The sequence below is a fragment of the Pacificibacter sp. genome (assembly GCF_039769035.1).
GTDB lineage: Bacteria > Pseudomonadota > Alphaproteobacteria > Rhodobacterales > Rhodobacteraceae > Celeribacter.
This window is the reverse complement of the sequence record NZ_JBDMZG010000087.1, coordinates 1-23,406: the sequence shown is the minus strand read 5'-3', so window position 1 is coordinate 23,406 and position 23,406 is coordinate 1. Positions and strand designations below refer to the sequence as shown.

Sequence of the window (23,406 nt, the reverse complement as noted above, 5' to 3'; positions counted from 1 at the left end):
TTCTAAATAAGACAAGAAATTTCACAAGTCTGGATCGCACATGGCACGCCCTTTTACGCCCAAGATTGTCACCGCAAACGCCCTTTTGGAAGGCGACGTTATCTATTTGTCTGAAAATGGCACATGGGAGCGCTCATTAAGCGCTGCAGCTTTGTTTGACACGCAAGAGGCGGCCGAAGAGCGCCTTGCCTTTGCGGCCAAAGACGGCATGGCCGTGGGTGCGTATCTTGTAGACGCTGTTGCTGGCGAAACGGGCCCAGAACCAACGCATTTCCGCGAAGAGTTCCGTCGCACCGGACCTTCCAACCACAATCACGGCAAACAGGCGGAGCTTTAAGATGTACACGTACAATGATTTTGACGAAGCTTTCGTGCGCGAGCGCGTTGCACAGTTTTCTGGCCAAGTGGCACGTCGCATCGACGGGTCTTTGACCGAAGAAGAATTCCGCCCTCTGCGTTTGATGAACGGCTTGTACCTGCAATTGCACGCTTACATGCTGCGCGTTGCGATCCCTTATGGCACGTTAAACCCTGATCAAATGGATCAGCTGGCAATGATCGCCGAGAAATTCGACAAGGGCTATGGTCACTTCACCACGCGCCAAAACATCCAATACAACTGGCCAAAACTGCCAGACGTGCCAGCCATTCTTGAAGCGTTGGCGGACGTGCAAATGCACGCGATCCAAACGTCAGGCAACACCATCCGCAACGTGACGGCTGACCACTTTGCAGGTGCTGCGGCTGATGAGGCCTTTGATCCACGTCCTGTGGCTGAGTTGATCCGCCAGTGGTCCACCGATCACCCAGAATTCCAGTTCTTGCCACGCAAGTTCAAGGTTGCTGTATCTGGCGCCGCTCATGACCGCGCCGTTGTGCGCGCCCATGACATTGGTATCGTTTTGAAAGAACAAAACGGCGTCAAAGGCGCGGAAGTCATCGTCGGTGGCGGTTTGGGGCGCACACCTATGGTTGGCAAGACGCTGAATGACTTTGTGCCTTTCGCAGACCTGCTGCCTTACATCGAAGCGACTGTTTCGGTTTGGAACCTCTTGGGTCGTCGCGACAACAAATACAAAGCGCGCATCAAGATCACAGTTCACGAGCACGGTTTGGACGATATTCGTGCGCGCGTCGAAGAGCGTTTTGCGCAGATCAAACCAACATTTGGTGGTATTGATATGGAAATGTTGTCTCAAATCGAACAACACTTCCAAGCCCCTATTTTTGCAAACAAACCGATCGACGCCTACACCCGCGCCTATGAAAACGACCCTGTTTTCCGCGCTTGGGCTGACACCAACTTGGATGCGCACAAGAACGGCGACTACGCCATTGTGACTGTGTCTTTGAAAAAACCTGGCGCCACACCGGGTGACGCGTCTGCAGATCAAATGCGGTCATTGGCCCAACTCGCGCGTGACTATGCACACGACGAATTGCGCATCTCGCACGAGCAAAATGTGATTTTGCCACATGTGCACAAGTCTAACCTGCCAGCGCTGCATGCAGTGTTGAAAGCCAATGAGCTGGCGACGGCAAATGCGGGCTTGATCACAGACATCATCGCCTGCCCCGGCATGGATTACTGTGCGCTGGCAACCGCGCGCTCGATCCCCGTGGCGCAAGGCATTGCAACGCGTTTCGAAGAGCTGAAGCTTGAGCAAGACATTGGTGAGCTGAAGATCAAAATCTCGGGCTGCATCAACGCCTGTGGCCACCACCATGTTGGACACATCGGCATCTTGGGCTTGGACCGTGCTGGTGTTGAAAACTACCAAATCACCCTTGGTGGTGATGGCACTGAGACCACTGTGATCGGTGATCGCACAGGGCCGGGCTTTGCCTATGACGAGATCATTCCAGCGATCGAACGTTTGATCTACGCCTACTTGGCTGTGCGCACGGATGCGGATGAAACCTTCCTTGCGACCTACCGCCGCTTGGGTATGGCACCGTTCAAAGAGGCGCTCTACCCGCCGAAAGAGGAAAAAGCCAATGCCGCATAAGGCCGCTCTTTTAGAGCAAGAATTTGGCACAGTGGATGAACGTGTGGCCCGTCTCAACGCGCGCTACAAGAACCACTCGGCCACTTCGGTGTTGGAACTGGCTTTGCGGGATGCAGAACTGGGTCGCATTTCTTTGGTGTCCAGCTTTGGCGCTGAATCTGTCGTGCTGTTGCACATGATTTCGGTGATGAAGCCAGACACGCCGGTTGTGTTTATCGACACGCAAATGCTGTTCCAAGAAACCATCGACTACCAACTAGAGTTGATCGAAAAATTGGACCTGCGCGATGTGCGCCGCATTCAGCCTGCCCCTGCGAAAGTGGCGCAGATTGATCCGGACGGTACATTGAACCAGCGCAACACCGATGCGTGTTGTGACCTGCGCAAAACGGTTCCGTTGCAAGAGGCAATGGGCGATTTTGATGCTTGGATCACGGGGCGCAAACGGTTTCAGGCTGGCTCTCGTGCAACGCTTGATTTCTTTGAGAACGAGCTTGATACGCGCATTAAAATCAATCCTTTGGCGCACTGGGCGCCAGAGGATGTCAAAGATTACATGATCAACAACCGCCTGCCCCGCCACCCGCTTGTGGCCAAAGGATACCCGTCCATTGGTTGTGCGCCTTGCACATCGCCCGTTGCCGAGGGCGAAGACCCTCGTGCTGGACGCTGGCGTGGTCAGGAAAAAATCGAATGTGGCATCCACTTTGTGGACGGCAAAATGGTGCGCGGCCCGCTTCCAGTGGCGGACATCGCAGCAGACACCGAAAAAGGAGACGCAGCATGAGCGTTATCGTAAAAGACAGCGGCTTTGTGGCTGAAGATTTCAACGACGAATGGCTTGATCTGGGGTCAGACACCGATCCGTCGACCTTGGCTCAGTATGCGGGTGCCGCCGCGATCCGCGTTGATTTTCCTGCGTTTTCTGATGGACGCGGGTTCACCTTGGCCAAATTGTTGCGCCTTGCGGGGTTCAAAGGACGTCTGCGCGCCAATGGTCATGTGATTGCCGACCAATACGCTATGGCGCGTCGCTCGGGCTTTGACGAAGTGTCCATTTCAGATGATTTGGCCGCACGCCAGCCCGAGGCACAATGGATTGCGCGCGCAGATTGGCAAGCCCACGATTACCAAGCCCGTGTCCGCCGCGCGGCGGCAGCCGTCTAAACAGTTTCAGACCTGAGGCGACCTGCCGCCTTTCATCTGACGCAAATCAAAGTTATGTGGGGTATACCCATTTAAAAGGGCCCGAAAAGTTTGGGCAGTGAACGCTATGACAGAACAAACAGCTGTAAAAGAAAAACCGAAAGCGGTTCCAACGTTGCCGAACGCAGCGAAAGTAACCGCCGTGACGCATTGGACGGACCGCTTGTTTTCGTTCAAAGTGGAACGTCCACAGACCCTGCGCTTTCGTTCAGGCGAATTCGTGATGATCGGATTGATGGGCGAACCGCACCCAGAAACTGGCAAGCAAAAGCCACTTTTGCGTGCTTACTCCATCGCGTCCCCGTCATGGGATGAAGAGTTGGAATTCTACTCGATCAAGGTGCCAGACGGCCCGCTGACATCGCGCTTGCAGCACATCCAAGTTGGCGACGAAATCATTTTGCGCCCGAAACCCGTTGGCACATTGGTCACAGATGCGATCTTGCCTGGCAAGCGTTTGTGGATGTTCGCCACCGGCACAGGTGTTGCCCCCTTTGCCTCGTTGATGCGTGAACCTGAAGTTTACGAAAAATACGAAGAAGTCATTTTGATGCACACCTGCCGTGAGGTTGGTGAATTGGAATACGGGCGCCAGCTTGTAGAACACATCAAATCCGACGAAATGCTCAGCGAGATTGAGGCCGGTAAACTGCGTTATTACCCGACCACAACCCGCGAAGACTTCCATCAAATGGGCCGCGTCACCGACAACCTGACATCCGGCAAAGTGTTTAAAGATTTGGGTGTGCCACCACTGAACCCAGAGACAGATCGCGGCATGGTTTGCGGCAACTTGGCGTTCAACAAAGACATCATGGCAATTCTTGACAGCTTCGGCTTGCGCGAAGGCGCCAACTCAGAGCCTAAAGAATACGTCGTTGAAAAGGCGTTTGTCGACTAAGCCGACAAGATCCTGAGACTGATATCTAAAGTTCGAAACCCCGCCCTGTTTGTGGCGGGGTTTTCTTTTGCGCTCGCCTCAGCTGTTGGGATCTGCGCACGAAAAAGCCGCCCTGACAGATCAGAGCGGCTTTCAATCGTTCAAACGTTAGACTGGCTTAGAGGCCGAGAAGTCCACGCGCCTGTTCCAAAACCGCGCCAAGCAACACAGGGTTGCCTTTGGCTTGGTCGATCAATGTGATCACAGTTTGCTTGACTGAGTCGTCAACTGGCGTCAAGTCGATCAAGCTTTTCGCCTTGTCGAAATCAAAGCCTTCCACTTGAAGGGCTTCACCCGTTGCGGCGGCGTCAAACTCTGTCGCAGCTTCAGCGGCGGCGTCTGCTTCAGTAGCAGCCTCAGCAGCATCTGTTGTCATGTCCGCAGCATCTTCAACAACATCAGTCGCAGTGTCTGTTGCCGATTCAGCAGCGTCCGTTGCCATCTCAGTTGCGCCTTCAACAACGTCAGTTGTTGTTTCAGCCACGGCTTCAACGGTGTCAGATGCCGCATCTGTTGCAGCATCAGCCGCGTCAGTCGCCATGTCTGTTGCGCCTTCAACAACGCCTGTTGCTGTACCGGTCGCAGTGTTAACAGCATCAGATGCCGCTTCTTCCACCGCTTCTTTCGCGTCTTCCACAGCCGCAGCCGCTTTATCTGCAAGTGATTCCGCCGCTTCTTCTACAGCTTCTTCAACAGCTTCCTTAGCTTCTTCAACAACGTCTGCAACAGCGTCCGTCGTCGCTTCAACAGTTGTTTCAGCCGCATCCGTCGCGGCCGCAGCTGTGTCTTTTGCAGTTTCAACAACAGCTGATGTTACTTCCGCCGCCTTCTCTTCTTCCTTACAAGCTGCAAGGCTCAACGCCAAACCTGTCGCAATAGCCGCAGTAACAAAACGATTGGTCATTTTATGTCCTCACCAAACAAGTTAACTTTCTTACTGGGCTCATATGACACGCGATTTTTGTGTTTGAAAGGGTGCCAATTGTCACAAAACTCCCCTTAAATCTCACCAAGCGCAACATCGCCTAGTTTGAGGTTGTAAGCGCCGCGCAAAAGCCTTACTTTTCGCCTAGATACTATCAACAGCTTATAGGAGCTTATCATAGCCCGCAGACCTCATAACGCCCCGCCCCAACGCGATACCGGACCCCGTACCAACGAAGCAATTCGTGGACCCGAAATTCGTCTCATCGGAGCAGAGGGTGAAAACGTTGGAGTCGTCACGCCAGCGCGTGCGATGGATCTCGCAGCCCAAGCTGGGCTCGATCTTGTTGAAATTTCTCCAAACGCGAAACCACCCGTGTGTAAAATCATGGATTTCGGCAAGTTCAAATACGAACAGCAGAAACGTGAATCCGAGGCACGTAAGAACCAAAAGATCATCGAGATCAAAGAGGTTAAATTCCGCCCTGGTACTGATGTGCACGACTACCAAGTCAAGATGCGCAACGTTCTAAAGTTCTTGGAGAAAGGTGACAAAGTTAAAGTGACTTTGCGCTTCCGTGGTCGTGAAATGGCGCACCAAGATTTGGGCCGCCAGCTTTTGGAACGCGTCGCAGTAGACGTGAAAGAGATTGGCCGTGTAGAAAGCATGCCCAAAATGGAAGGCCGTCAAATGATCATGATGGTCGGCCCGCTGCCTAAATAAGGCCGCTTTCAAATACATGACAAGGTCGCACGCCCGAACCAATCGGGCGGCACCATCAGACGCCCTCTACAAAGAGGACCAAGTCTGACAGGGTAACCCTCGAAGCCTCGCGCTTCGGGGGTATTATTTTGTCAAATTGCATCGGTTTGAATGCAAAGATCAAACACGCTGCGGGGCGACAATTCGGCAAAGTACCAGTCCTCGGCGCGGTGCCATTGACTTTCCCACGACGAAATTTCCCCTTCTCTGTGCGTCAAACGCTTGACCCGCTCAGATTCTGAACAACTCGCGAACACGCTCAAATCGAACATCTCGCGCAACTCTGGCCGCGCGCTGTACACGCCCTCAAGGATTACGATATCACCGAAAGGAACGCTTTTTGGGGGGCCTTTTGATCCATCAAATTTCGCCCAATCGAATGGCGCAAACTTGGCCGATCCCCCTGACGCCAACAGAGACAACACACGCCGTTGCCCCTGCCAATCAATACAATTGTGCGCCAGAACCTCGGGCGGACTGTCGCTTACTTCAGTATTCCCACAGAAAAAATCATCCCCGTCAATGACCACGGCGCCGCAAGCCTGTGCCACACGGCGCGCTAAGGTGGATTTTCCAGCCCCGCTGTGACCATCGATTGCGACAAGAATCGGACCTTGTTTTGGCGGCAGCGCATGTAGTTTTCTTAGGACTTGCGCGCAAAGCACGTCTTGATGTGGTTCATCTAATTTGGAACTGCGCATATTGCCCTCCAGCCAATCGGTACAAATCTAGGTAAATTTTAGACGAATGTGAAGTTTATGACTGGGTTGCAGCTATGTGCGCTCAACGGCCTAAAAAAATGGCGTCGCAGGTGAAACGCACACCCTACGACGCCAAGGTCGTTGCCAACCCACGCACAACAGGTGGGCAACGTTGCAAGTGTAGAACACTCACAGGAGGGAAGCGGATCACTGCAAGATATCGATCACGCAGCGTCATCCGCTCATAAGGTTGAGTAATATGCCAACAACCACGCAACATTGATCTGCATCAAGCGCTCCAAATTTATTTAATTGATTTCAATATATTTCAACAAACGAGACACCAATCGGGCGGCGAAATTCCCGTTACACACTTGATATTACTCAGATATGACAAATATTCCGGCTTTTGTAAGATCAGACCAATACGATGTCGGTGCCCAAATATTTTGCGCATTCGTCGCATATTTATTGAGCTTATTGACCACGACCATGGGCCCTAAGACATGCGCGGCCCACACTGGCCCACCGCGCCATTGTGGAAAGTTTTTGCCCTGCACCATCAGCACATCGATATCTGCAGCCGACGCAATTACGCCCTCTTGAAGCACCCGCACGCCGGCGTTGGCTTGCGCCAAAACGATCCGCTCGCAAATTTCAGCGTCGCTCATCGCCTCGCCACGCTCACCGTCTGAGGTGAGCGTTGCTATCACCGCCACCGCAGCCCTATCATCCGCGCGCTTTGGGCCCTCTTGGGTCAACACATAGTCATAGAACCCGCCTGTTCCGCCCCGCCCGACACGCCCTGCAGCACAGAGCGCCTTGGTCACCGGTCCAGAAAAAAACGACAGTCCAATCGTGTCCATATGCGCGCACGGCCCAGTCGGCAGACCGTAATTTTCCATGGCTCGGTCAATTTGCGACGGCCGCACCCCCATTAAAAGCAACGTCTCGACCGCACGCCAAGCCTCTCTCTCAATGACATTGGCGACCAATCCATCCCGCGCCACCACATCGACCGCGATTTTCCTCATCTTCCAAAGTGCGACGCGCACAGCACCAATCACGTCGGGCGATGTTTCGATGTGTTGCGCCAGTTCAACCACGTCAACTTTTGACACCGGTGCCAAAAAATGCAGGCCGACAAACCGCGCAGGATAGGACAGCGCGCTGGCCATTTCAGCGTGACCGTGGTCAGCAATTGTCGCCAAAACAGTGTCATTCGGCACAACCGCCTCAATGCGCGACAGCAAGCGCGCGCGCTGCGCTTTCGCCAAAGACGTGGCCTCGATCACCAAGTCGCAAGCAACACATGCTTCAACATTTCTGGCGCCGGAAAACCCTGCAAGGATTCGGCGTTTCTCGGCAGTGGACAGGTGTCCAACCAGCTCGGCCTGTTCATATGCGCGCGTGATTTTGCTTTGCGCAACAGCGGCTTGGTTCGCGTCGGTGTCAATAAGTGTCACCTCGAATCCATGATCAAGGGCACATTTTGCAATCGAAATTGCCATGTGGGTGGTTCCAAAAATCCCTATTTTGGTGATCGGGCGCTGCGGCAGAATGGCAGCGCAAGACGCCGCTTCTAGGCGCGCCTTTTCTTCCACAACATGTGTCAAGGCCAAGGACTGAGGCGACTCGCGCGTGTCTTTCCGCGCGATATCTTCGCGCATCAGGCCTGCCTCGAACGGCAGCAATAGCGCAGCCTCAACACAATCAATGATCAGTCGAGACGCCGCGATTGGATGCGACTGAAAACGTTTGCGGCGTCGTGTTACGACATCCATAAAAGCTGCAGCATCAACGAGTCCGTCGCGGGCGTCACATGACCGCAATTGTTTTGGATTTTTCTGCCGTGATTTCTCGCAAAAATCCGCAAGTGTGTTTTGGTCCCGCACATCAAAAACCGCGTCACAAATCCCAAGTGCTTGCGCCTGAATTGCCGTCAACATCTTTTGCGACAGCATGATATTCAAGGCACTCGAGGCCCCGACGCGTCGTGGCAACCGTTGCGTAATGCCCCCTGTTGGGACCAAACCGAGTGTCAGATCCAACGATCCCAACTGCATTTTCACATCGCAAACACGAATGTGTGCGGCCAGCGCCAAAGCCAATCCAAAATCAAACACTTGCCCCACAAGAGCCACGACCACTGGCTTGGCGCTTTGTTCAATGGCGGAACAAATGTCACTCAGTGTCGACGCAGGTGGGACGGATCTCGCCGCTTGAGCATCCGCTGCCCCGAACATGTCAAAACGCTTAGCACCACAGATTTTTAAGCAAATAACGTCAATGGACGGATCTTGCTGAGCATCGCCTAAAAGCTGCAACAACGCCGCGCCGAAATCAGCCGACAAACGAAAAGTCGCAATATCGCGCATCTCAAAATAGGCGACGCCGCCGTCATAACGGGAGGTCACGACGGGCATTTGCGCTTGCAAATTCTCAGCTTTGACAGAGTCTTTGGTCACGCCTTCCCCGCTCATTCCATTCGCGAACATCTTGGCGGTGATAGCGACGCTAGATCAAGCCCTCAATGGGGTACGGGCGTTTTGGCACATCGATGTGCCTATGTTTCGCCCGTTATGATCCAGCTTCGTCTGGCGTTTGCGCAGGGTAAATGGCATCCGCGTCCCCATTTTCCAGCGCGAGTTCCAAATCAACAAGATCTTGCGGCAAAGGTAATCCCATTGTTCGCAGTTCAGACAGTTTTTCACGCAATTGTTCTTGCAAGACGTGGCGGTCCGATGGACGTGCCGCGATTTCATCAAGGATCATATAGGCTTGAATTTTAAGAGCTTCGAATGCCATGTTGGCCTCCTATTGCGTTTATTGAACGGTTGGTCGGTTCAAACAGGAATGTTGTCCCAAAGATCGTCATCGTCTTCGGATGCGCCTGTATCTTTGGGCGCGGCATAGACCTTTGACTGCTGGTCAACTTCTTGATGCAGTTTTGATTTCAGTTCTTGTGCAACGGCGTCGTCAGCAACAAGTTCATCTACGATTTGGTCGATTTTTGCGTCACTGTCTTTGGACATAGCGGTCTCCTCAAGTGGTGAATTGGGGGTTAAATCTAGCCGTGAGCGTGCTTGGCTGCGCATATTTTACACAGCGGCGTGTGTGGCAATATGTTCAGTCGCTCGATGCTTATGTCATCTGCGCACGAGACGCATATTCCATATTCGCCGTCTTCAATGCGTTTGAGCGCGGCATCGATCATTGCGATTTCGAGCAGGCCCGCCTGCCCCATACCTTCAAGAACTTCGTTGTCCTCGATTTCGTTGGCAAGCTCTTCGGAGTCCTTTGAGTGCTCCACCTCGAGCTCATCTTCAATGTGGTGAAGACGGGTGTCCAACTCAGCGCGCCGCTTGAGCAGAATGTCTCGTTTGGTGTGAAGTAAAGTGGTGTTGAGTTCAGTCATTGGCAGTCCTCCTTTGATCAGAGGATTGCGCACCTTGCGCATTTGTACCTTGATGTGGGTCAACAGTTCGACGTTAGACGCATTTTACGCGCCGCGTAGACCTATTCGGGTGGCGAGGCGACGCCAAGGGCACCAACGGCTGGTGTGCTCGCGAGCGCGGCAGAGGTTGCAGCATCATCCAATGCCAAGGACGCACCGTGTGGATCCTGTTGCGCTGCGCCGTTTGCATCGGGCACGTCGCGGATCTTTACTTGAGATGCACGTGAATTGATCGTTTCTGTGTCCACGCCCAGCTCCAGTCGGAGTGCTCTGTGCCCATTGACTTGCCCCAAGCGACCATGGGACAGCGTTTGACCGTCCGCCATGATCTCAACCCGCGACAAGGCATCGTGGGGAATGGGAATAGTCATGCCGACCTCTAGACTTGCTGCGTCCGCGAGCGACAGCGTCACGCGCTGCAAAACAGTTTCGAGGGTGGCCTCAGACTTCATCACTAGGGATTGGAAGTCCTTGGCCCAGTCCACAGATAAGTTTGGATCATGTGTCGGCTTAGCCGGTTCAAACGGGTAAACAAACATGAGTTCGCCAGATCGCGCGCCTGCGCCCATGTCCACGTGCACGCGCAACAACCGGTACCGCACATCGTCAAACGCCAACGCAATCGAGCGCGCCTCGGACAGTTGGGCTGCCACGCGATAGCCATGAATTTCGGGCGGATTGGCGATTTCAGCGGCATAGGTTTCAAATTGGCGCAGGACACTGTCAATCAACTCAAAACACATCACAGCATCCGTGGAGGTCGGTTTACGAGCCTCAGGCGAATGTTTTTGCACGTTTCCAGTGGTCAATTGTTCAACAACAGACGTGGTGACCGCGAGATTGAACACCGCCAATCCGTATTGCGTGTCGGGTCCTTCCAGCAGCGCCATCAAAGCATTCTCAGGCATCAATTCAGGCAAACGGCGAATAGACGTCATTTCCTCGATGACCTGCGTCACCTGCATCACCATGCCAGTGCCCTCTTCGGTCGCTTTGGCCGTGGCCAAGCTTAACGCCTTGTCGACAGACATAGCTGTTACATCCGGCGCAGGTCGACCGGCGCCAGCCTTGCGCCGCATGACCGAGATGAGGTGTTCATCAGACATGCAAAAGGTACTTTATGAGATTTGAAAACTGCGTGCTCAATTTAAGGTCCCCAAATGGGTTTCCTTAAGTTTTGCCCAAACGAGGTAAACAAATCATTGATCAAGCACGATTTTCAGCATTTTTTCACCCTTAGCCAAGCAAAGAGATGCATTTAAGACGCCGTATGCTTCACCCGCGGCAGTTCAATACGAAACGCCGCGCCGCCCTGACCTGGAAGATAAGAAATATGCCCGCCAAGATTTGAGACAATCTCGCGGCAAATCGCGAGCCCAAGCCCTGCACCGCCAGCTTTGGCATGATCGCTAAGACGTGAAAACTTTTCGAAAATAACCGCTTGTTTGCTTTCAGGGATGCCGATGCCATTGTCCGCGAAATCAATTTGAATTTGATTGTCGGCCATTCTTTGAACGGCGATGCGCAAAACAGGCGCTTCATGCCCGCTATATTTGCGCGCATTTGCAATCAGGTTGATGAACACTTGCGCCAAACGATCTTTATCCGTCTCGATAGCGATATGTTCCGATGCCTCATTGCGCTCATAGATCAAGGCCGGACCATCAAGCCCTTGCGATGTGGCCTCGATCGCGCGATCAATCACATCGTGCAAATTGCTGCGCGTCCAATTGAGGGACACTTGCCCGTTTTCCAACACTGACAAGTCCAAAAGATCGTCCAAAAGGCGCGTCAATCGCAGGGCCTCGTCATGAATGATCCCAGAAAAGCGTGCGAGACTTTCTGGTTCCATTGGTCGGTCAGAGAGCCCAGCTTCACGCAGAATTTCCGAAAACGCCCGAATAGACGTCATTGGGGTGCGCAGCTCATGTGAAATTTGGCTCAAGAATGCGTCTTTTTGAATCGACAGGTCTGTCAGTTTTTCGTTTGCTTCACGCAGCTTGCGCGCCGTTCTTGCCAATTCTTGTGACTGCGCTTGCAACTGCGTCGAATGCTCTAACATCTGTGCCGTTTCATCCGCCACAGCCATCAAATCCTCAACGGACACCACCGAGCCACCCGCAAGTTTGCCGAGCATCGCGTGAGCTGTTGCAGCCCCAACCGACCCTGCAAGTTCGCGTTCTAGGCGTTCCAAGAATTGCGGCGTGGGGTCGGGCAGATACCCTTGTTTGCCCTGAGATTGCGTCTCGCTGTGAAACAGATTTTGTGCCTCAGCGGCACCAAGAATGCGCTGCGCCATGACCAACAGGTCTTCAGCTTCAGCGACACCATGCGTCCAACTGCGTGTAGGGCCAGTGTGTTCAAAAACGTTCACAAACTGCGCTCCTTGCAAGCGCTCAACAGGCCGTGGGAAGGACACAAGCGATCCTATTAGAAACGCACCTGTGTTCAATGACAGCGACCAAACCACGGCATGAACGACAGGGTCCACGCCTTCCACACCGAACAAAGCTTGCGGCCGCAACAGTTCAATCCCCCAAGGCCCATGGGCAAAGAGCTCAGCGGTGAACCCAGCTGCATCTCCAAAAGATGGCAAGAACATCGCGTACACCCAGACTGAAAACCCGACCAGCAAACCTGCGATTGCCCCTGTGCGCGTCGCTCCACGCCAGAAAATACCGCCCAACATCGCCGGCAACACTTGCGCGATCCCTGTAAAGGAAATCATGCCAATCGCGGCCAAAGCTTCGGAGCCGCCAGACAGGCGAAAATACAAGTAGCCAAGTGCCAAAACGCCCGCGATGGACAAGCGCCGCGACAACAACACCAGTGAACGCACGTCGCCAGAAACGGTCGCGCCCCCTTTGCGAGAGGACAACCAAATCGGCATGACAATGTGGTTTGAAACCATCGTGGACAAGGCAATCGCAGCAACGATCACCATTGATGTGGCCGACGAAAAACCACCCAGAAAACTGAGGGTTGCAAGAGATTCTTGATCAAACGCAAGCGGCAACGTCAGAACGAACATATCTGGGTTTGACGTCTCTGGCAGCACATCCAGCCCCACCACGGCAATCGGAATAACAAACAATGACATGCCAAACAGGTACAAAGGAAACGCCCAGCCCGCGGTGAACAAATGCCTTTCCTCAGCATTTTCGACCACGAGAACTTGGAACATGCGTGGCAATGTCAAAAAGGCAACGCCAGACAAAATCGTCAGCGTGATGAACCGCGTGCCGTCGATGTCCACTTTTGACACCGGAGATGCTTCCATGCGTGACAGCATATCGCTAACCCCGTCACCGATCCCCCAGACCACAAAGATCCCAACACCGACGAGGCCCAAGAACTTTACCACAGCTTCAAGCGCGATAGCCGTCACCACCCCGTGATGGCGCTCATTGGCGTCAAGGTTGCGGGTTCCAAACAAAATGGTGAACAGCGTCAAACCCGCTGCAACCCAAAGTGCTGTATTATTGAGATCCGTTTCGATCTGCCCCGTAGCATTGATGTCGCCAAAAACGGCAAAGGACAGTGCAACAGATTGAAGTTGAAGCGCAATATACGGCGTGGTGCCCACAACAGCGAGCACCGTGACCAGCACACCCAATGTCGTGGATTTCCCGTAGCGTGACGAAATAAGGTCAGCCACAGAGGTAATCCGTTGCGTGCGGCCAATGCGGACCAGCTTGCGCAAGATCCACCACCAACCGATCATCACCATGGTTGGCCCCATATAAATAGTGGCGAACTCAATTCCGGACCGTGCCGCGTACCCCACAGCACCGTAAAAGGTCCAAGCAGTGCAATAGATGGAAAGTGATAACGTGTAGACCACAGGGGAGCGGAGCCACCCCAACTGTCCGCGCTCTGCTCGCTTTTCAGCCCAAAACGCGACGATAAACAAAAGCGTGGCGTAGCTTAAACAGGCAAGAACAAGGGCGTTAAATGACAGCATTTAGGAGCTCTTTTCCCTCGAAGTCACGTCATCTGTCGGCAGCACGTCGTCTGTATCCCCGGGCGTTTCATCGCGCATCAAGGCACGCGCAATCAACGCTGCGGCGACAATGGCGCCAAGCCAAATTGTAAAGATATGAACATAGCCACGCACGCCGCCGCCAATCGGATCACCGTCGCCTGAACCACCCCATACCAACGGAAGTAAATACAACAAAAACAAGAATATAGGGATCAATCTTTGTGCATCGACTAAACGCCGCCTGCGGTACGACGAGCGCGCCAAATACAAAGGTGAGCGCCTCGGTTCATTCATTGTCAGCTCCGCTCACAGGTGGTGCTGACATCAAGGCGTTCACGGCATTCAACATTTCAGTATTTGAAAACGGCTTGGTCATAAATACCGACACGCCTGCCGCCTGCGCCATGTCGCGGTCTTTTTGTTGACCGCGTGCGGTGAGCATGAGAATCGGCAGCGCGGCATGGGCTGGATCGGCGCGCAGCTCGCGCAGAATATCGAACCCCGATTTACCTGGGAGCATCACATCCAAAATCACGATGTCAGGTTGCTTCGCCCGCACAGCCTCGATGGCGTTTGCACCATCAGAATGCGTTTTCACGTTCCATCCATCGCGTGACAGAATAAACCGAATGGCTTCGATAATATTCGGCTCATCCTCGATCAGTAGGACATTTTTGCCCATAACCGACTTCCTCCCCCTCAAGATCCATCCGTTATTGCGCGCTCAAGGCGATCTGTCAAAAGCGTTCTTGCGAAGTTACGCCAGACCATCTTGTGCGGCACTCGACATAAGCGACGGCTCACGCCGCGCCGGACAGTCTAGCCGCGCGCACACACGGCAACTGGTTCCGACCTCGATAACATCACCAGAATACAGCGGTTTTTCAGTACCGATTGCAGTTTTGTGGGCACTTTTCGCTGCATCCATTGGTACGAAAAGCATCGTGGCCTCCACCACTTCTGGCGCATCAAAGCCAGGTTGCACAACGGGCTGGCACACCGCATAGGCCAAAAATTGACGCGGCGGCTGACCCACTTGTTCGATCACACGGCGCACAGGCGTCAAGGGCCGCAGCATTGCTTGATAGAGGGGCCATAGCGGACAGGCCGCGCCAAACCGCGGTGGGGCAAACCCGTCCAAAGGCCTTCGAAATGTCAAAGTCCCCGATCCATCGCAGGTCACAAGCCCCATAGCGGGACGCCCTTCTGCCGCGGGAAGCGTTGCAAGGCGCCGCATTGACGATGCTAAATCCGCGCCCGTGCGCTGTGACAAGGCGGCGGGATCAGGACCGAAGTCGTTCAAAACGGCATCCACATCGTCCATCGGCATCGTGCGCGCATCGGCTTGGGCACGTGTCAGCCACCGCGTCGCCAAAGATCGTGCAGCAGGCGATGTCAAAAGTGCGCTGCCTGCGATATCTTGGGATTGAAGGTCTGGTGTTTCAGCGGGCGCGTCAGGCAAAGCGTACTCTGTACTGGCCAACCAGCTTTCGACCTCATCCATCGGCGCATTGGGTGACTTATCGGCCTGCCCCACTGTATCGAGATAATTGACCAAAGACTGCGCCCCATCAGCCAAGCGCTGACTGTCTTCATACATGTTCCGATGAAAACGCACCTGCCATTCAGGATCGATGTGCCCCCCATCGTTCAAAATGCCTGCGGTTGATCTGATGGCGGTCACAGTCGACAACACTTCGTGCAGGGCATCCGACAAAAAGGGATCATGTGCCAGCCTGTCGTTCAACGCCTCAACGCGCCGTTCAAGTGTTTTGATTTGGTCACGTTGGTGGACAACCAGCGCAGCCCAACCAGGATAGCGCCCGACAAATTCCTCGACACGTTCCGTTTCAATAGGCGCGTTCAGCCCACCACTTTCAACGGCTGCACCGTGCAATCCGTCGATCAGGGGTGCATGGGCCCCTTCAGTCAAAGATGTGACGTCTGCATTTAGTTCGCGTGCCAAATCGACAAGAAGCTTGCCGCCGATCTTGCGGCGATTGTGTTCGATAAGGTTGAGATAGGCCCCCGAAATGCCAACTTTGCGCGCCAAGTCGGACTGCTTCAGCCCCTCAACCAGTCGTTTTTCACGAATTCGTGTTCCTGTGAGTGCTGAACGTGGCATCGTTTTTCTTAAGCCTTTTCAATAACTTTTTGCAGGTGCGAAACGTAAATTTCGCAAGTGCGTGAAAAATTGTTTACAAAATGATCACGCGCCCTGTGTACTTGTTAACAAAAAAATCTTTTAAACAAAAGCACTTATTGAGTTGTTTTCAGTTCACCCACAGTATTCAGACATCCTGTTAACAGCTCGATCGTTAAGGGCGAGGCAGGAAACGCAATATCTGCGCGAGGAGGCGCGGGTCTTGCGGACTGAAACCCTAAGGGAGGATTTCCATGTCCAATTCACTTCTAACACGACGCGGGCTGCTCAAGACGAGTGCAGTCGCTGGCGCGGGTCTAGCACTACCCACGATCTTCACATCAGCTGCTTCAGCTTATGTAAACGAGCCAACGGGCGGCACTGTCACGCTTGGCTTCAACGTTCCACAATCAGGTCCATATGCTGATGAGGGCGCAGACGAATTGCGTGCCTTTGAGCTTGCTGTTGAGCACCTGAACGGTGGCGGCGACGGCGGGATGATGAATACATTCTCATCCAAAGCGCTGACCGGAAACGGTATCTTGGGTAAAAAGGTCGAATACGTTACGGGCGACACCCAAACCAAATCAGATGCAGCACGCGCGTCTGCTAAGTCCATGATCGAAAAAGATGGCGCAGTCATGATTTCCGGTGGTTCATCCTCTGGTGTGGCTGTTGCTGTTCAAGCGCTCTGCCAAGAAGCTGGCGTTATCTTTATGGCTGGCCTCACGCACTCCAACGACACCACGGGTAAAGACAAGCGGGCCAATGGTTTCCGCCACTTCTTTAACTCCTACATGTCTGGTGCAGCTCTTGCGCCTGTGTTGGCTGCAAACTACGGCACAGATCGTAAAGCATACCACCTGACAGCAGATTACAACTGGGGTTACACCACAGAAGAAGCTGTACGCTCTTCTACGGAAGCTTTGGGTTGGGAAACTGTGAACGCTGTGAAAACACCGCTGACACAGACTGATTTCTCGTCCTACATTGCTCCTGTTTTGCAATCTGGCGCAGATGTTTTGGTTCTGAACCACTACGGCGGGAACATGGTGAACTCACTCACCAACGCTGTTCAGTTCGGCCTGCGTGACTTGCTTGTGAACAACAAGAACTTCGAAATCGTTGTTCCGCTTTACTCACGCTTGATGGCCAAAGGTGCTGGCGCCAACGTTAAGGGCATTTACGGCTCAACCAACTGGCACTGGTCACTGACGGACGAAGGTTCAAAAGCCTTTGTGAAGTCCTTTGGTACCAAATACGGCTTCCCACCATCTCAGGCGGCACACACGTGCTACGTTCAAACATTGCTTTACGCAGATGCATGTGAGCGTGCAGGTACGTTCAACCCATGTGGTGTTGTCGAAGCGCTTGAAGGCTTTGAGTTCGACGGTATGGGCAACGGTAAAACACTTTACCGCGCCGATGATCACCAGTGTTTCAAAGACGTGCTTGTTGTGAAGGGTAAAGAGAACCCGACATCCGAGTTCGATCTTCTTGAAATCGTTGAAGTGACACCTGTTGAGCAAGTGACATACGCACCAGACCACCCACAAGTGGCTGGCGGCTCATTGGGCACATGTAACTCAGGCGCATAAAAACACTTCGAACTTACAACGAGGGCGGAGTTTCTTCGCCCTCTTTTTCGGCCCACACAGGTAGGTCGACAAACGTTTCATGAGGGACACCATGGACCTAATTGTCTTGCAAATTCTGAACGGTCTGGACAAAGGATCCGCATACGCGTTGATCGCTTTAGGCCTGACTTTGATCTTTGGCACCTTGGGCGTTGTGAACTTCGCTCACGGCGCTTTGTTTATGATTGGCGCGTTCTGTGCGGTCACACTGAGCCGGATTTTAACGTTCAGCCATACAATCATAGATGACACAAAAACCGACTTTCTGGGCAACCCCATGAAGGTTGAAGTCCCTTATATCTATGACATTTTAGGTCAATCCATGGGGGAATCCATCATAGACTGGGCTGTCCCATTGTCGATCTTATTTTCAATCCCTGTGATGATTGGAATTGGCTACATTATGGAACGCGGGCTGATCAAACACTTCTACAAACGCCCGCATGCTGACCAAATTCTCGTGACCTTTGGCTTGGCCATCGTTTTGCAGGAAGTCATCAAATACTTTTACGGTGCCAATCCAATCCCAACCCCTGCACCTGCGGCGTTCGCAGGATCCTTCGACTTTGGCGCGATCCTTGGGTTTGATCCGAATACCATCATCTACCCCTACTGGCGTTTGGTTTACTTTGCTTTTGCCGCCATCATCGTCGGCGCTGTGTTTTCCTTCTTACGCTTTACCACCTTTGGGATGGTTGTGCGCGCCGGCATGGCCGACCGCGAAACTGTTGGCCTACTGGGCATCGATATCGACAAGCGTTTCACCATCATGTTCGGCATTGCTGCCGCGGTGGCGGGGCTTGCAGGCGTAATGTATGCGCCAATCAACTCTCCGAATTACCACATGGGCATGGATTTTCTTGTGCTGAGCTTTGTGGTCGTCGTTGTGGGTGGCATGGGCTCTTTGCCTGGAGCGGTTCTTGCGGGGTTCCTGCTCGGAATCTTGGAAAGCTTTGCCTCCATGGCCATCGTTCTCGAATTCATCCCCGGCATCAATCAGATCATCATCTACGTGGTGGCAATCATCATCCTGCTCACTCGCCCGCGTGGGCTTATGGGGCGCAAAGGCGTGATGGAGGAATAAACAATGTTTGGACTAACCAAAAAAGACTCACTGCTGCTGATCATTGTGATCGGACTCGCCCTGTTTGCACCGTTCCTGCTGAACCCCTTCCCTGAAGGCTCAGCCATGGCACAGTTCAACGCAGGCTACCCAGACCTAATGCAACGCCTTGTTATCTTTGGTATATTTGCCATCGGGTTTAACATTCTCTTTGGCCTCACTGGCTACCTGAGCTTTGGACATGCCGCGTTTTTGGGTGTCGGTTCATATGCAGCCATCTGGATGATGAAGCTGCTGACCATGAATGTGATCCCTGCGATCATCATCTCCGTGATCGTGGCGGGCCTGTTCTCGCTTTTGGTCGGCTGGATTTCATTGCGCCGCTCAGGCATCTACTTTTCGATCCTGACGTTGGCTTTCGCGCAAATGTCTTACGCGCTCGCCTATTCAGTTTTGACGCCCATCACAGGCGGCGAGACCGGCCTGCAGCCAAAAAACTCTGACCCGCGCATCCTTGACGGTGCATTGGCAGAGGGGCAATCGCCGCGCGCAAACCTCTTTGGCTTGGAAATGAACCAATCCTTTGATCTCAACATCGGCAACTGGGTCTTTACCTTTAACGCTGGTTACTATGTGGCTGCGGTCGTGATGATCATCGCCTTTTACCTGTCGATCCGTATCTTCCGTTCGCCTTTCGGGCTGATGCTGCGGGCCGTGAAATCCAATCAACAACGGATGAACTACACAGGTCTCAACGCCAAACCCTATACTTTGGCCGCATTTGTGATTTCCGGCATGTACGCTGGGCTTGCGGGTGGTCTTTTGGTCGCGATGGACACGCAAGTGGGCGCGGAACGGATGTTCTGGACAGCCTCAGGCGAAGTGGTGTTGATGACGATCTTGGGCGGCGCTGGCACGTTGATCGGCCCTGCTCTTGGCGCTGGCTTTATCAAATACATGGAAAACATCGTCTCCAAGATCAACAAGAACATCCTCGAAACCTGGTTCGGCTTTTTGCCAGATGGACTTGAAGACCTGTTGATCAGCCTTGTTTATCCATTTGTTGGCAAAGGCTGGCATCTGACACTCGGTCTCTTGTTCATGTTGGTCGTGATCTTCTTGCCTGGCGGCTTGGTCGAAGGCGGACAACGTATCGCCAAGATGTTCCGTCGCAAAAAGGTTGATTCAAAATCAACTGACAGCACAAACAAACCTGCGGAATAGGGAACAAAAATATGGGTATCCTAGAAGTTAAAAACGTAGGCAAACGCTTTGGTGGCCTGCAAGCCTTGGGTGACGTAAACCTGAGCGTTCAAGAAAACACCGTGCATGCAATCATCGGGCCAAACGGTGCAGGCAAGTCGACATTGCTGAACTGTTTCGTTGGAAAGCTGATCCCAGATACGGGATCAGTGACCTTCGATGGTCAATCCGTGTTGGGCCTCAAACCCTATCAAATCAACCAAATGGGGATTTCTCGGGTGTTTCAAACCCCTGAAATATTTGGCGATCTGAGCGTCCTTGAAAACATGATGATCTCATGCTTCGCAAAAAGAGACGGTTCTTTCGAACTCAATGCGATCGCGAATATGATGAAAGACAAAGAGATCATCGAAAACGCGGAAAACATGCTCGAAGAAATGAACATGGCGAGCAAGCGCAGCATGCACGGTGCCGCGCTGTCTCGTGGCGACAAAAGACGTCTCGAAATCGGCATGTGCCTGTCGCAACAGCCGCGACTTTTGTTGCTGGATGAACCCACAGCGGGCATGGCGCGGGCCGACACCAACAACACCATCGATTTGCTCAAACAAATCAAAGAAGAGCGCGACATCACGATCGCCATTATCGAGCACGATATGCATGTGGTCTTTTCACTGGCGGATCGCATCACCGTTCTGGCGCAAGGCACCCCCCTTGTTGAAGACACACCTGAAAACATCAAAGGCCACCCAAAGGTAAAAGAAGCCTACTTGGGCGAAACCCAGCAAGTTTAGGAGCGCTCACCATGGCAGAAAAACAATACCATAGCAGCACGAACCTCGCCGCAAACCATGCAGAAACTGCGCCTGCATATTTCTCGGTTTGGGATTTACACGCCTACTACGGCGAAAGCTACATCGTACAAGGCGTATCTTTTACCGTTCACGAAGGTGAAATCCTTGCCCTTTTGGGACGCAACGGTGCTGGTAAAACCTCAACCTTGCGCGCGATTGCACGGCTTGACGATCCAATGGTGACACGGGGCGAAATTTGGCTCGACCACCAACACCTACACACGATGAAATCGCACGAAGCGGCCATCGCGGGTTTGGGGCTGGTGCCAGAAGATCGACGCATCATTCCGGGCTTGACGGTCGAGGAAAACCTACAGTTGGCACAAATCGTTGAACCTGTCGGCTGGTCGCTTGATCGCATTTACGATCTGTTCCCCCGCCTACGTGAACGCCGCAAGCAAGAGGGCGTCACGCTGTCAGGCGGCGAACAACAAATGTTGTCCATTGCGCGTGCACTTGCACGTGACATCAAAGTGCTTTTGCTGGACGAACCTTACGAGGGCCTCGCCCCCGTGATCGTCGACGAAATCGAAAAGACACTGCGCATCATCAAAGCCCAAGGGATTACAACCATTTTGGTTGAACAAAATGCCGTTAGGGCATTGAACCTTGCGGATCGCGCCGTCATTCTCGACACAGGGACCGTGGTTTACGACGGCTCTGCCAAGGAGGTGCTAGAAAATGAAGCCCTAAGAGCCGAATATCTAGCTATATGACTTATTGCCCTGCAAGCAGCATTTTGCTAAGGCAGGGCAGCCGTGCCTGAGCCGCGCGGAAAACTATGTTCTCAGGAGGAACACCATGACGACGACCTATTCACCGTCAGAAACTTTCACAGCGTCCGCTCACATTGATCGCGCCGGCTATGACGCGATGTATGCGGCGTCCGTCTCAGACCCCGAAGCCTTTTGGGGTGAGCAAGGCAAAATCTTGGACTGGATCGAGCCCTACACAACCGTCAAAAAGACCGATTTCAACTTCGGCAAGGTCGATATTCAGTGGTACCCTGACGGCGTCTTGAACGTTTCCGCCAACTGTATCGACCGTCATTTGGCCACCCGTGCGCTGCAAACCGCGATCATTTTTGAGCCCGACAACCCCGAAGATCCAGCGCAGCACATCACCTACAAAGAGCTGTCCGACAAGGTCAATCGCTTCGCAAATGTACTGCTGTCTCAAGGCGTGATGCGCGGCGATCGTGTCGTGATTTATCTGCCGATGATCCCTGAGGCTGCCTACGCCATGTTGGCCTGTGCGCGCATCGGCGCGATCCATTCTATTGTATTCGCTGGCTTTTCTCCTGACGCATTGGCAAACCGTATCAACGATTCTGGTGCCAAGCTGGTGATCACCGCCGACACGGCGCCACGTGGTGGCCGCAAAACTGCGCTGAAAGCCAACGCAGACGCTGCTCTTTTGCATTGCTCAGACCAAGTGCGTTGCCTCGTCGTCAAACACACTGGCGATCAAACCACATGGGTCGACGGCCGCGATGTTGATGTGAAAATGTTGATGGAGCACGCAAGCCCCCACTGCCCCCCGCGCCCCATGAATGCCGAAGATCCGCTCTTTGTACTCTACACATCAGGCTCAACCGGCAAACCAAAAGGCGTTGTGCACACCTCCGGCGGCTACTTGGCCTATGCGGCGATGACCCACAAATACGTGTTTGATTACCACGACGGTGACATCTTTTGGTGCACGGCCGACGTGGGCTGGGTCACAGGGCACAGCTATATTGTCTACGGTCCATTGGCCAACGGTGCTACAACAGTGATGTTTGAGGGCGTGCCAACCTATCCAGATGCTGGCCGGTTCTGGGCCGTCTGTGAAAAGCACAAGGTGAACCAATTCTACACCGCACCAACGGCGTTGCGCGCACTTATGGCGCACGGCAACGACCCTGTGGAAAAATACGACCTGTCCGACATCAAAGTGCTTGGCACAGTGGGCGAACCGATCAATCCCGAAGCATGGAATTGGTACAACGACGTGGTTGGCAAAGGCAAAGCGCCCATCGTCGACACGTGGTGGCAAACCGAAACTGGCGGACATCTTTTGGCGCCACTTCCGGGTGCTGTACCGACAAAACCAGGCTCGGCCACCCTGCCCTTCTTTGGCGTACAACCCGTGATTTTGGACGCCACAACAGGCGAAGAAATCACCACCACTGAGGCCGAAGGCGTTCTCTGCCTTAAAGACTCATGGCCCGGTCAAATGCGCACCGTTTGGGGCGATCACGAGCGCTTCCAAGAGACCTATTTCCAGCAGTACAAAGGCTACTACTTCTCTGGTGACGGTTGTCGCCGCGATGCCGATGGCTACTACTGGATCACAGGTCGCGTCGACGATGTGATCAACGTCTCAGGCCACCGCATGGGCACCGCAGAAGTCGAAAGCGCACTGGTGGCTCACGCCACCGTCGCCGAAGCTGCCGTGGTTGGTTTCCCACATGAAATCAAAGGCCAAGGCATCTACGCCTATGTCACCTTGATGAATGACCAAGAGCCGTCTGATGCGT

23 protein-coding genes are annotated in these 23,406 nt (G+C 53.4%); 12 read left to right on the top strand and 11 right to left on the bottom strand.

The features are described from left to right. The first annotated feature begins 40 nt into the window (after positions 1 to 40). The 5 genes from ABF287_RS08315 to ABF287_RS08295 all read left to right on the top strand — a co-directional run bounded on the left by ABF287_RS08315 (position 41) and on the right by ABF287_RS08295 (position 4,116). Positions 41 to 337, top strand: a complete 297-nt coding sequence (locus tag ABF287_RS08315) for a DUF2849 domain-containing protein (RefSeq protein ID WP_347184545.1) — start codon at positions 41 to 43, stop codon at positions 335 to 337. Position 338: 1 nt separating this feature from the next. Then, complete coding sequence (locus ABF287_RS08310) at positions 339 to 2,009, top strand: nitrite/sulfite reductase (RefSeq protein WP_347184544.1); 1,671 nt, start codon at positions 339 to 341, stop codon at positions 2,007 to 2,009. Next, a complete protein-coding gene (locus ABF287_RS08305) occupies positions 1,999 to 2,796 on the top strand; it encodes a phosphoadenylyl-sulfate reductase (protein WP_347184543.1) in 798 nt (265 codons plus the stop codon). The genes ABF287_RS08310 and ABF287_RS08305 overlap by 11 nt, the downstream gene beginning before the upstream one ends. Continuing rightward, the gene (locus ABF287_RS08300; RefSeq protein ID WP_347184542.1) at positions 2,793 to 3,176 is read left to right on the top strand and encodes a DUF934 domain-containing protein; all 384 of its coding nucleotides are present in this window, start codon (positions 2,793 to 2,795) and stop codon (positions 3,174 to 3,176) included. The genes ABF287_RS08305 and ABF287_RS08300 overlap by 4 nt, the downstream gene beginning before the upstream one ends. 106 nt (positions 3,177 to 3,282) lie before the next feature. Continuing rightward, entirely contained in the window at positions 3,283 to 4,116 is an 834-nt protein-coding gene (locus ABF287_RS08295; RefSeq protein WP_347184541.1) for a ferredoxin--NADP reductase, read from the top strand. Between the two features lie 157 nt (positions 4,117 to 4,273). Here ABF287_RS08295 and ABF287_RS08290 read toward each other — a convergent pair whose 3' ends face one another. After that, positions 4,274 to 5,059 (bottom strand): hypothetical protein, encoded by a 786-nt coding sequence (locus ABF287_RS08290; RefSeq protein ID WP_347184540.1) that lies wholly within the window; start codon positions 5,057 to 5,059, stop codon positions 4,274 to 4,276. A gap of 198 nt (positions 5,060 to 5,257) precedes the next feature. Between ABF287_RS08290 and infC the strand changes: the two genes are divergently transcribed. Continuing rightward, positions 5,258 to 5,803: a translation initiation factor IF-3 gene (gene infC / locus ABF287_RS08285; protein ID WP_347184552.1), complete on the top strand. Its 546-nt coding sequence runs from the start codon at positions 5,258 to 5,260 to the stop codon at positions 5,801 to 5,803. Positions 5,804 to 5,934: 131 nt separating this feature from the next. On the opposite strand, the gene ABF287_RS08280 is transcribed toward infC, so the two are convergent. The 10 genes from ABF287_RS08280 to ABF287_RS08235 form a co-directional block, all read right to left on the bottom strand. Continuing rightward, positions 5,935 to 6,543, bottom strand: a complete 609-nt coding sequence (locus tag ABF287_RS08280) for an AAA family ATPase (protein ID WP_347184539.1) — start codon at positions 6,541 to 6,543, stop codon at positions 5,935 to 5,937. 380 nt (positions 6,544 to 6,923) lie between these two features. After that, positions 6,924 to 9,011: a 3-hydroxyacyl-CoA dehydrogenase NAD-binding domain-containing protein gene (locus ABF287_RS08275; RefSeq protein ID WP_347184538.1), complete on the bottom strand. Its 2,088-nt coding sequence runs from the start codon at positions 9,009 to 9,011 to the stop codon at positions 6,924 to 6,926. Positions 9,012 to 9,123: 112 nt separating this feature from the next. After that, positions 9,124 to 9,351, bottom strand: a complete 228-nt coding sequence (locus tag ABF287_RS08270; protein WP_347184537.1) for a hypothetical protein — start codon at positions 9,349 to 9,351, stop codon at positions 9,124 to 9,126. Between the two features lie 38 nt (positions 9,352 to 9,389). Beyond that, positions 9,390 to 9,578 (bottom strand): hypothetical protein, encoded by a 189-nt coding sequence (locus tag ABF287_RS08265; protein WP_347184536.1) that lies wholly within the window; start codon positions 9,576 to 9,578, stop codon positions 9,390 to 9,392. A gap of 35 nt (positions 9,579 to 9,613) precedes the next feature. After that, positions 9,614 to 9,961 (bottom strand): TraR/DksA C4-type zinc finger protein, encoded by a 348-nt coding sequence (locus ABF287_RS08260; protein ID WP_347184535.1) that lies wholly within the window; start codon positions 9,959 to 9,961, stop codon positions 9,614 to 9,616. 101 nt (positions 9,962 to 10,062) lie between these two features. Beyond that, positions 10,063 to 11,106: a FliM/FliN family flagellar motor switch protein gene (locus ABF287_RS08255; protein ID WP_347184534.1), complete on the bottom strand. Its 1,044-nt coding sequence runs from the start codon at positions 11,104 to 11,106 to the stop codon at positions 10,063 to 10,065. Between the two features lie 152 nt (positions 11,107 to 11,258). Then, the gene (locus tag ABF287_RS08250; RefSeq protein WP_347184533.1) at positions 11,259 to 13,964 is read right to left on the bottom strand and encodes an ATP-binding protein; all 2,706 of its coding nucleotides are present in this window, start codon (positions 13,962 to 13,964) and stop codon (positions 11,259 to 11,261) included. Next, the gene (locus ABF287_RS08245; RefSeq protein WP_347184532.1) at positions 13,965 to 14,279 is read right to left on the bottom strand and encodes a hypothetical protein; all 315 of its coding nucleotides are present in this window, start codon (positions 14,277 to 14,279) and stop codon (positions 13,965 to 13,967) included. It abuts the gene before it with no gap. Beyond that, on the bottom strand, positions 14,272 to 14,667 hold the full coding sequence (locus ABF287_RS08240; RefSeq protein WP_347184531.1) for a response regulator: 396 nt from the start codon (positions 14,665 to 14,667) through the stop codon (positions 14,272 to 14,274). The genes ABF287_RS08245 and ABF287_RS08240 overlap by 8 nt, the downstream gene beginning before the upstream one ends. A gap of 75 nt (positions 14,668 to 14,742) precedes the next feature. After that, a complete protein-coding gene (locus ABF287_RS08235; protein WP_347184530.1) occupies positions 14,743 to 16,110 on the bottom strand; it encodes a short-chain fatty acyl-CoA regulator family protein in 1,368 nt (455 codons plus the stop codon). A 272-nt stretch (positions 16,111 to 16,382) separates the two neighbouring features. Between ABF287_RS08235 and ABF287_RS08230 the strand changes: the two genes are divergently transcribed. The 6 genes from ABF287_RS08230 to acs form a co-directional block, all read left to right on the top strand. After that, the gene (locus tag ABF287_RS08230; protein ID WP_347184529.1) at positions 16,383 to 17,726 is read left to right on the top strand and encodes an ABC transporter substrate-binding protein; all 1,344 of its coding nucleotides are present in this window, start codon (positions 16,383 to 16,385) and stop codon (positions 17,724 to 17,726) included. Between the two features lie 91 nt (positions 17,727 to 17,817). Next, the gene (locus ABF287_RS08225; RefSeq protein ID WP_347184528.1) at positions 17,818 to 18,849 is read left to right on the top strand and encodes a branched-chain amino acid ABC transporter permease; all 1,032 of its coding nucleotides are present in this window, start codon (positions 17,818 to 17,820) and stop codon (positions 18,847 to 18,849) included. 3 nt (positions 18,850 to 18,852) lie between these two features. After that, positions 18,853 to 20,052, top strand: coding sequence for a branched-chain amino acid ABC transporter permease (locus ABF287_RS08220; RefSeq protein WP_347184527.1), 1,200 nt, complete (start codon positions 18,853 to 18,855; stop codon positions 20,050 to 20,052). An 11-nt stretch (positions 20,053 to 20,063) separates the two neighbouring features. Beyond that, positions 20,064 to 20,825 carry an ABC transporter ATP-binding protein gene (locus tag ABF287_RS08215; protein WP_347184526.1) on the top strand — a complete coding sequence of 254 codons (762 nt, stop codon included), beginning with the start codon at positions 20,064 to 20,066 and terminating at the stop codon, positions 20,823 to 20,825. Between the two features lie 11 nt (positions 20,826 to 20,836). Beyond that, positions 20,837 to 21,601 (top strand): ABC transporter ATP-binding protein, encoded by a 765-nt coding sequence (locus ABF287_RS08210; RefSeq protein ID WP_347184525.1) that lies wholly within the window; start codon positions 20,837 to 20,839, stop codon positions 21,599 to 21,601. Between the two features lie 85 nt (positions 21,602 to 21,686). Next, positions 21,687 to 23,406 (top strand): acetate--CoA ligase (gene acs, locus ABF287_RS08205; protein WP_347184524.1); only part of this gene is annotated, 1,720 nt, incomplete at its 3' end.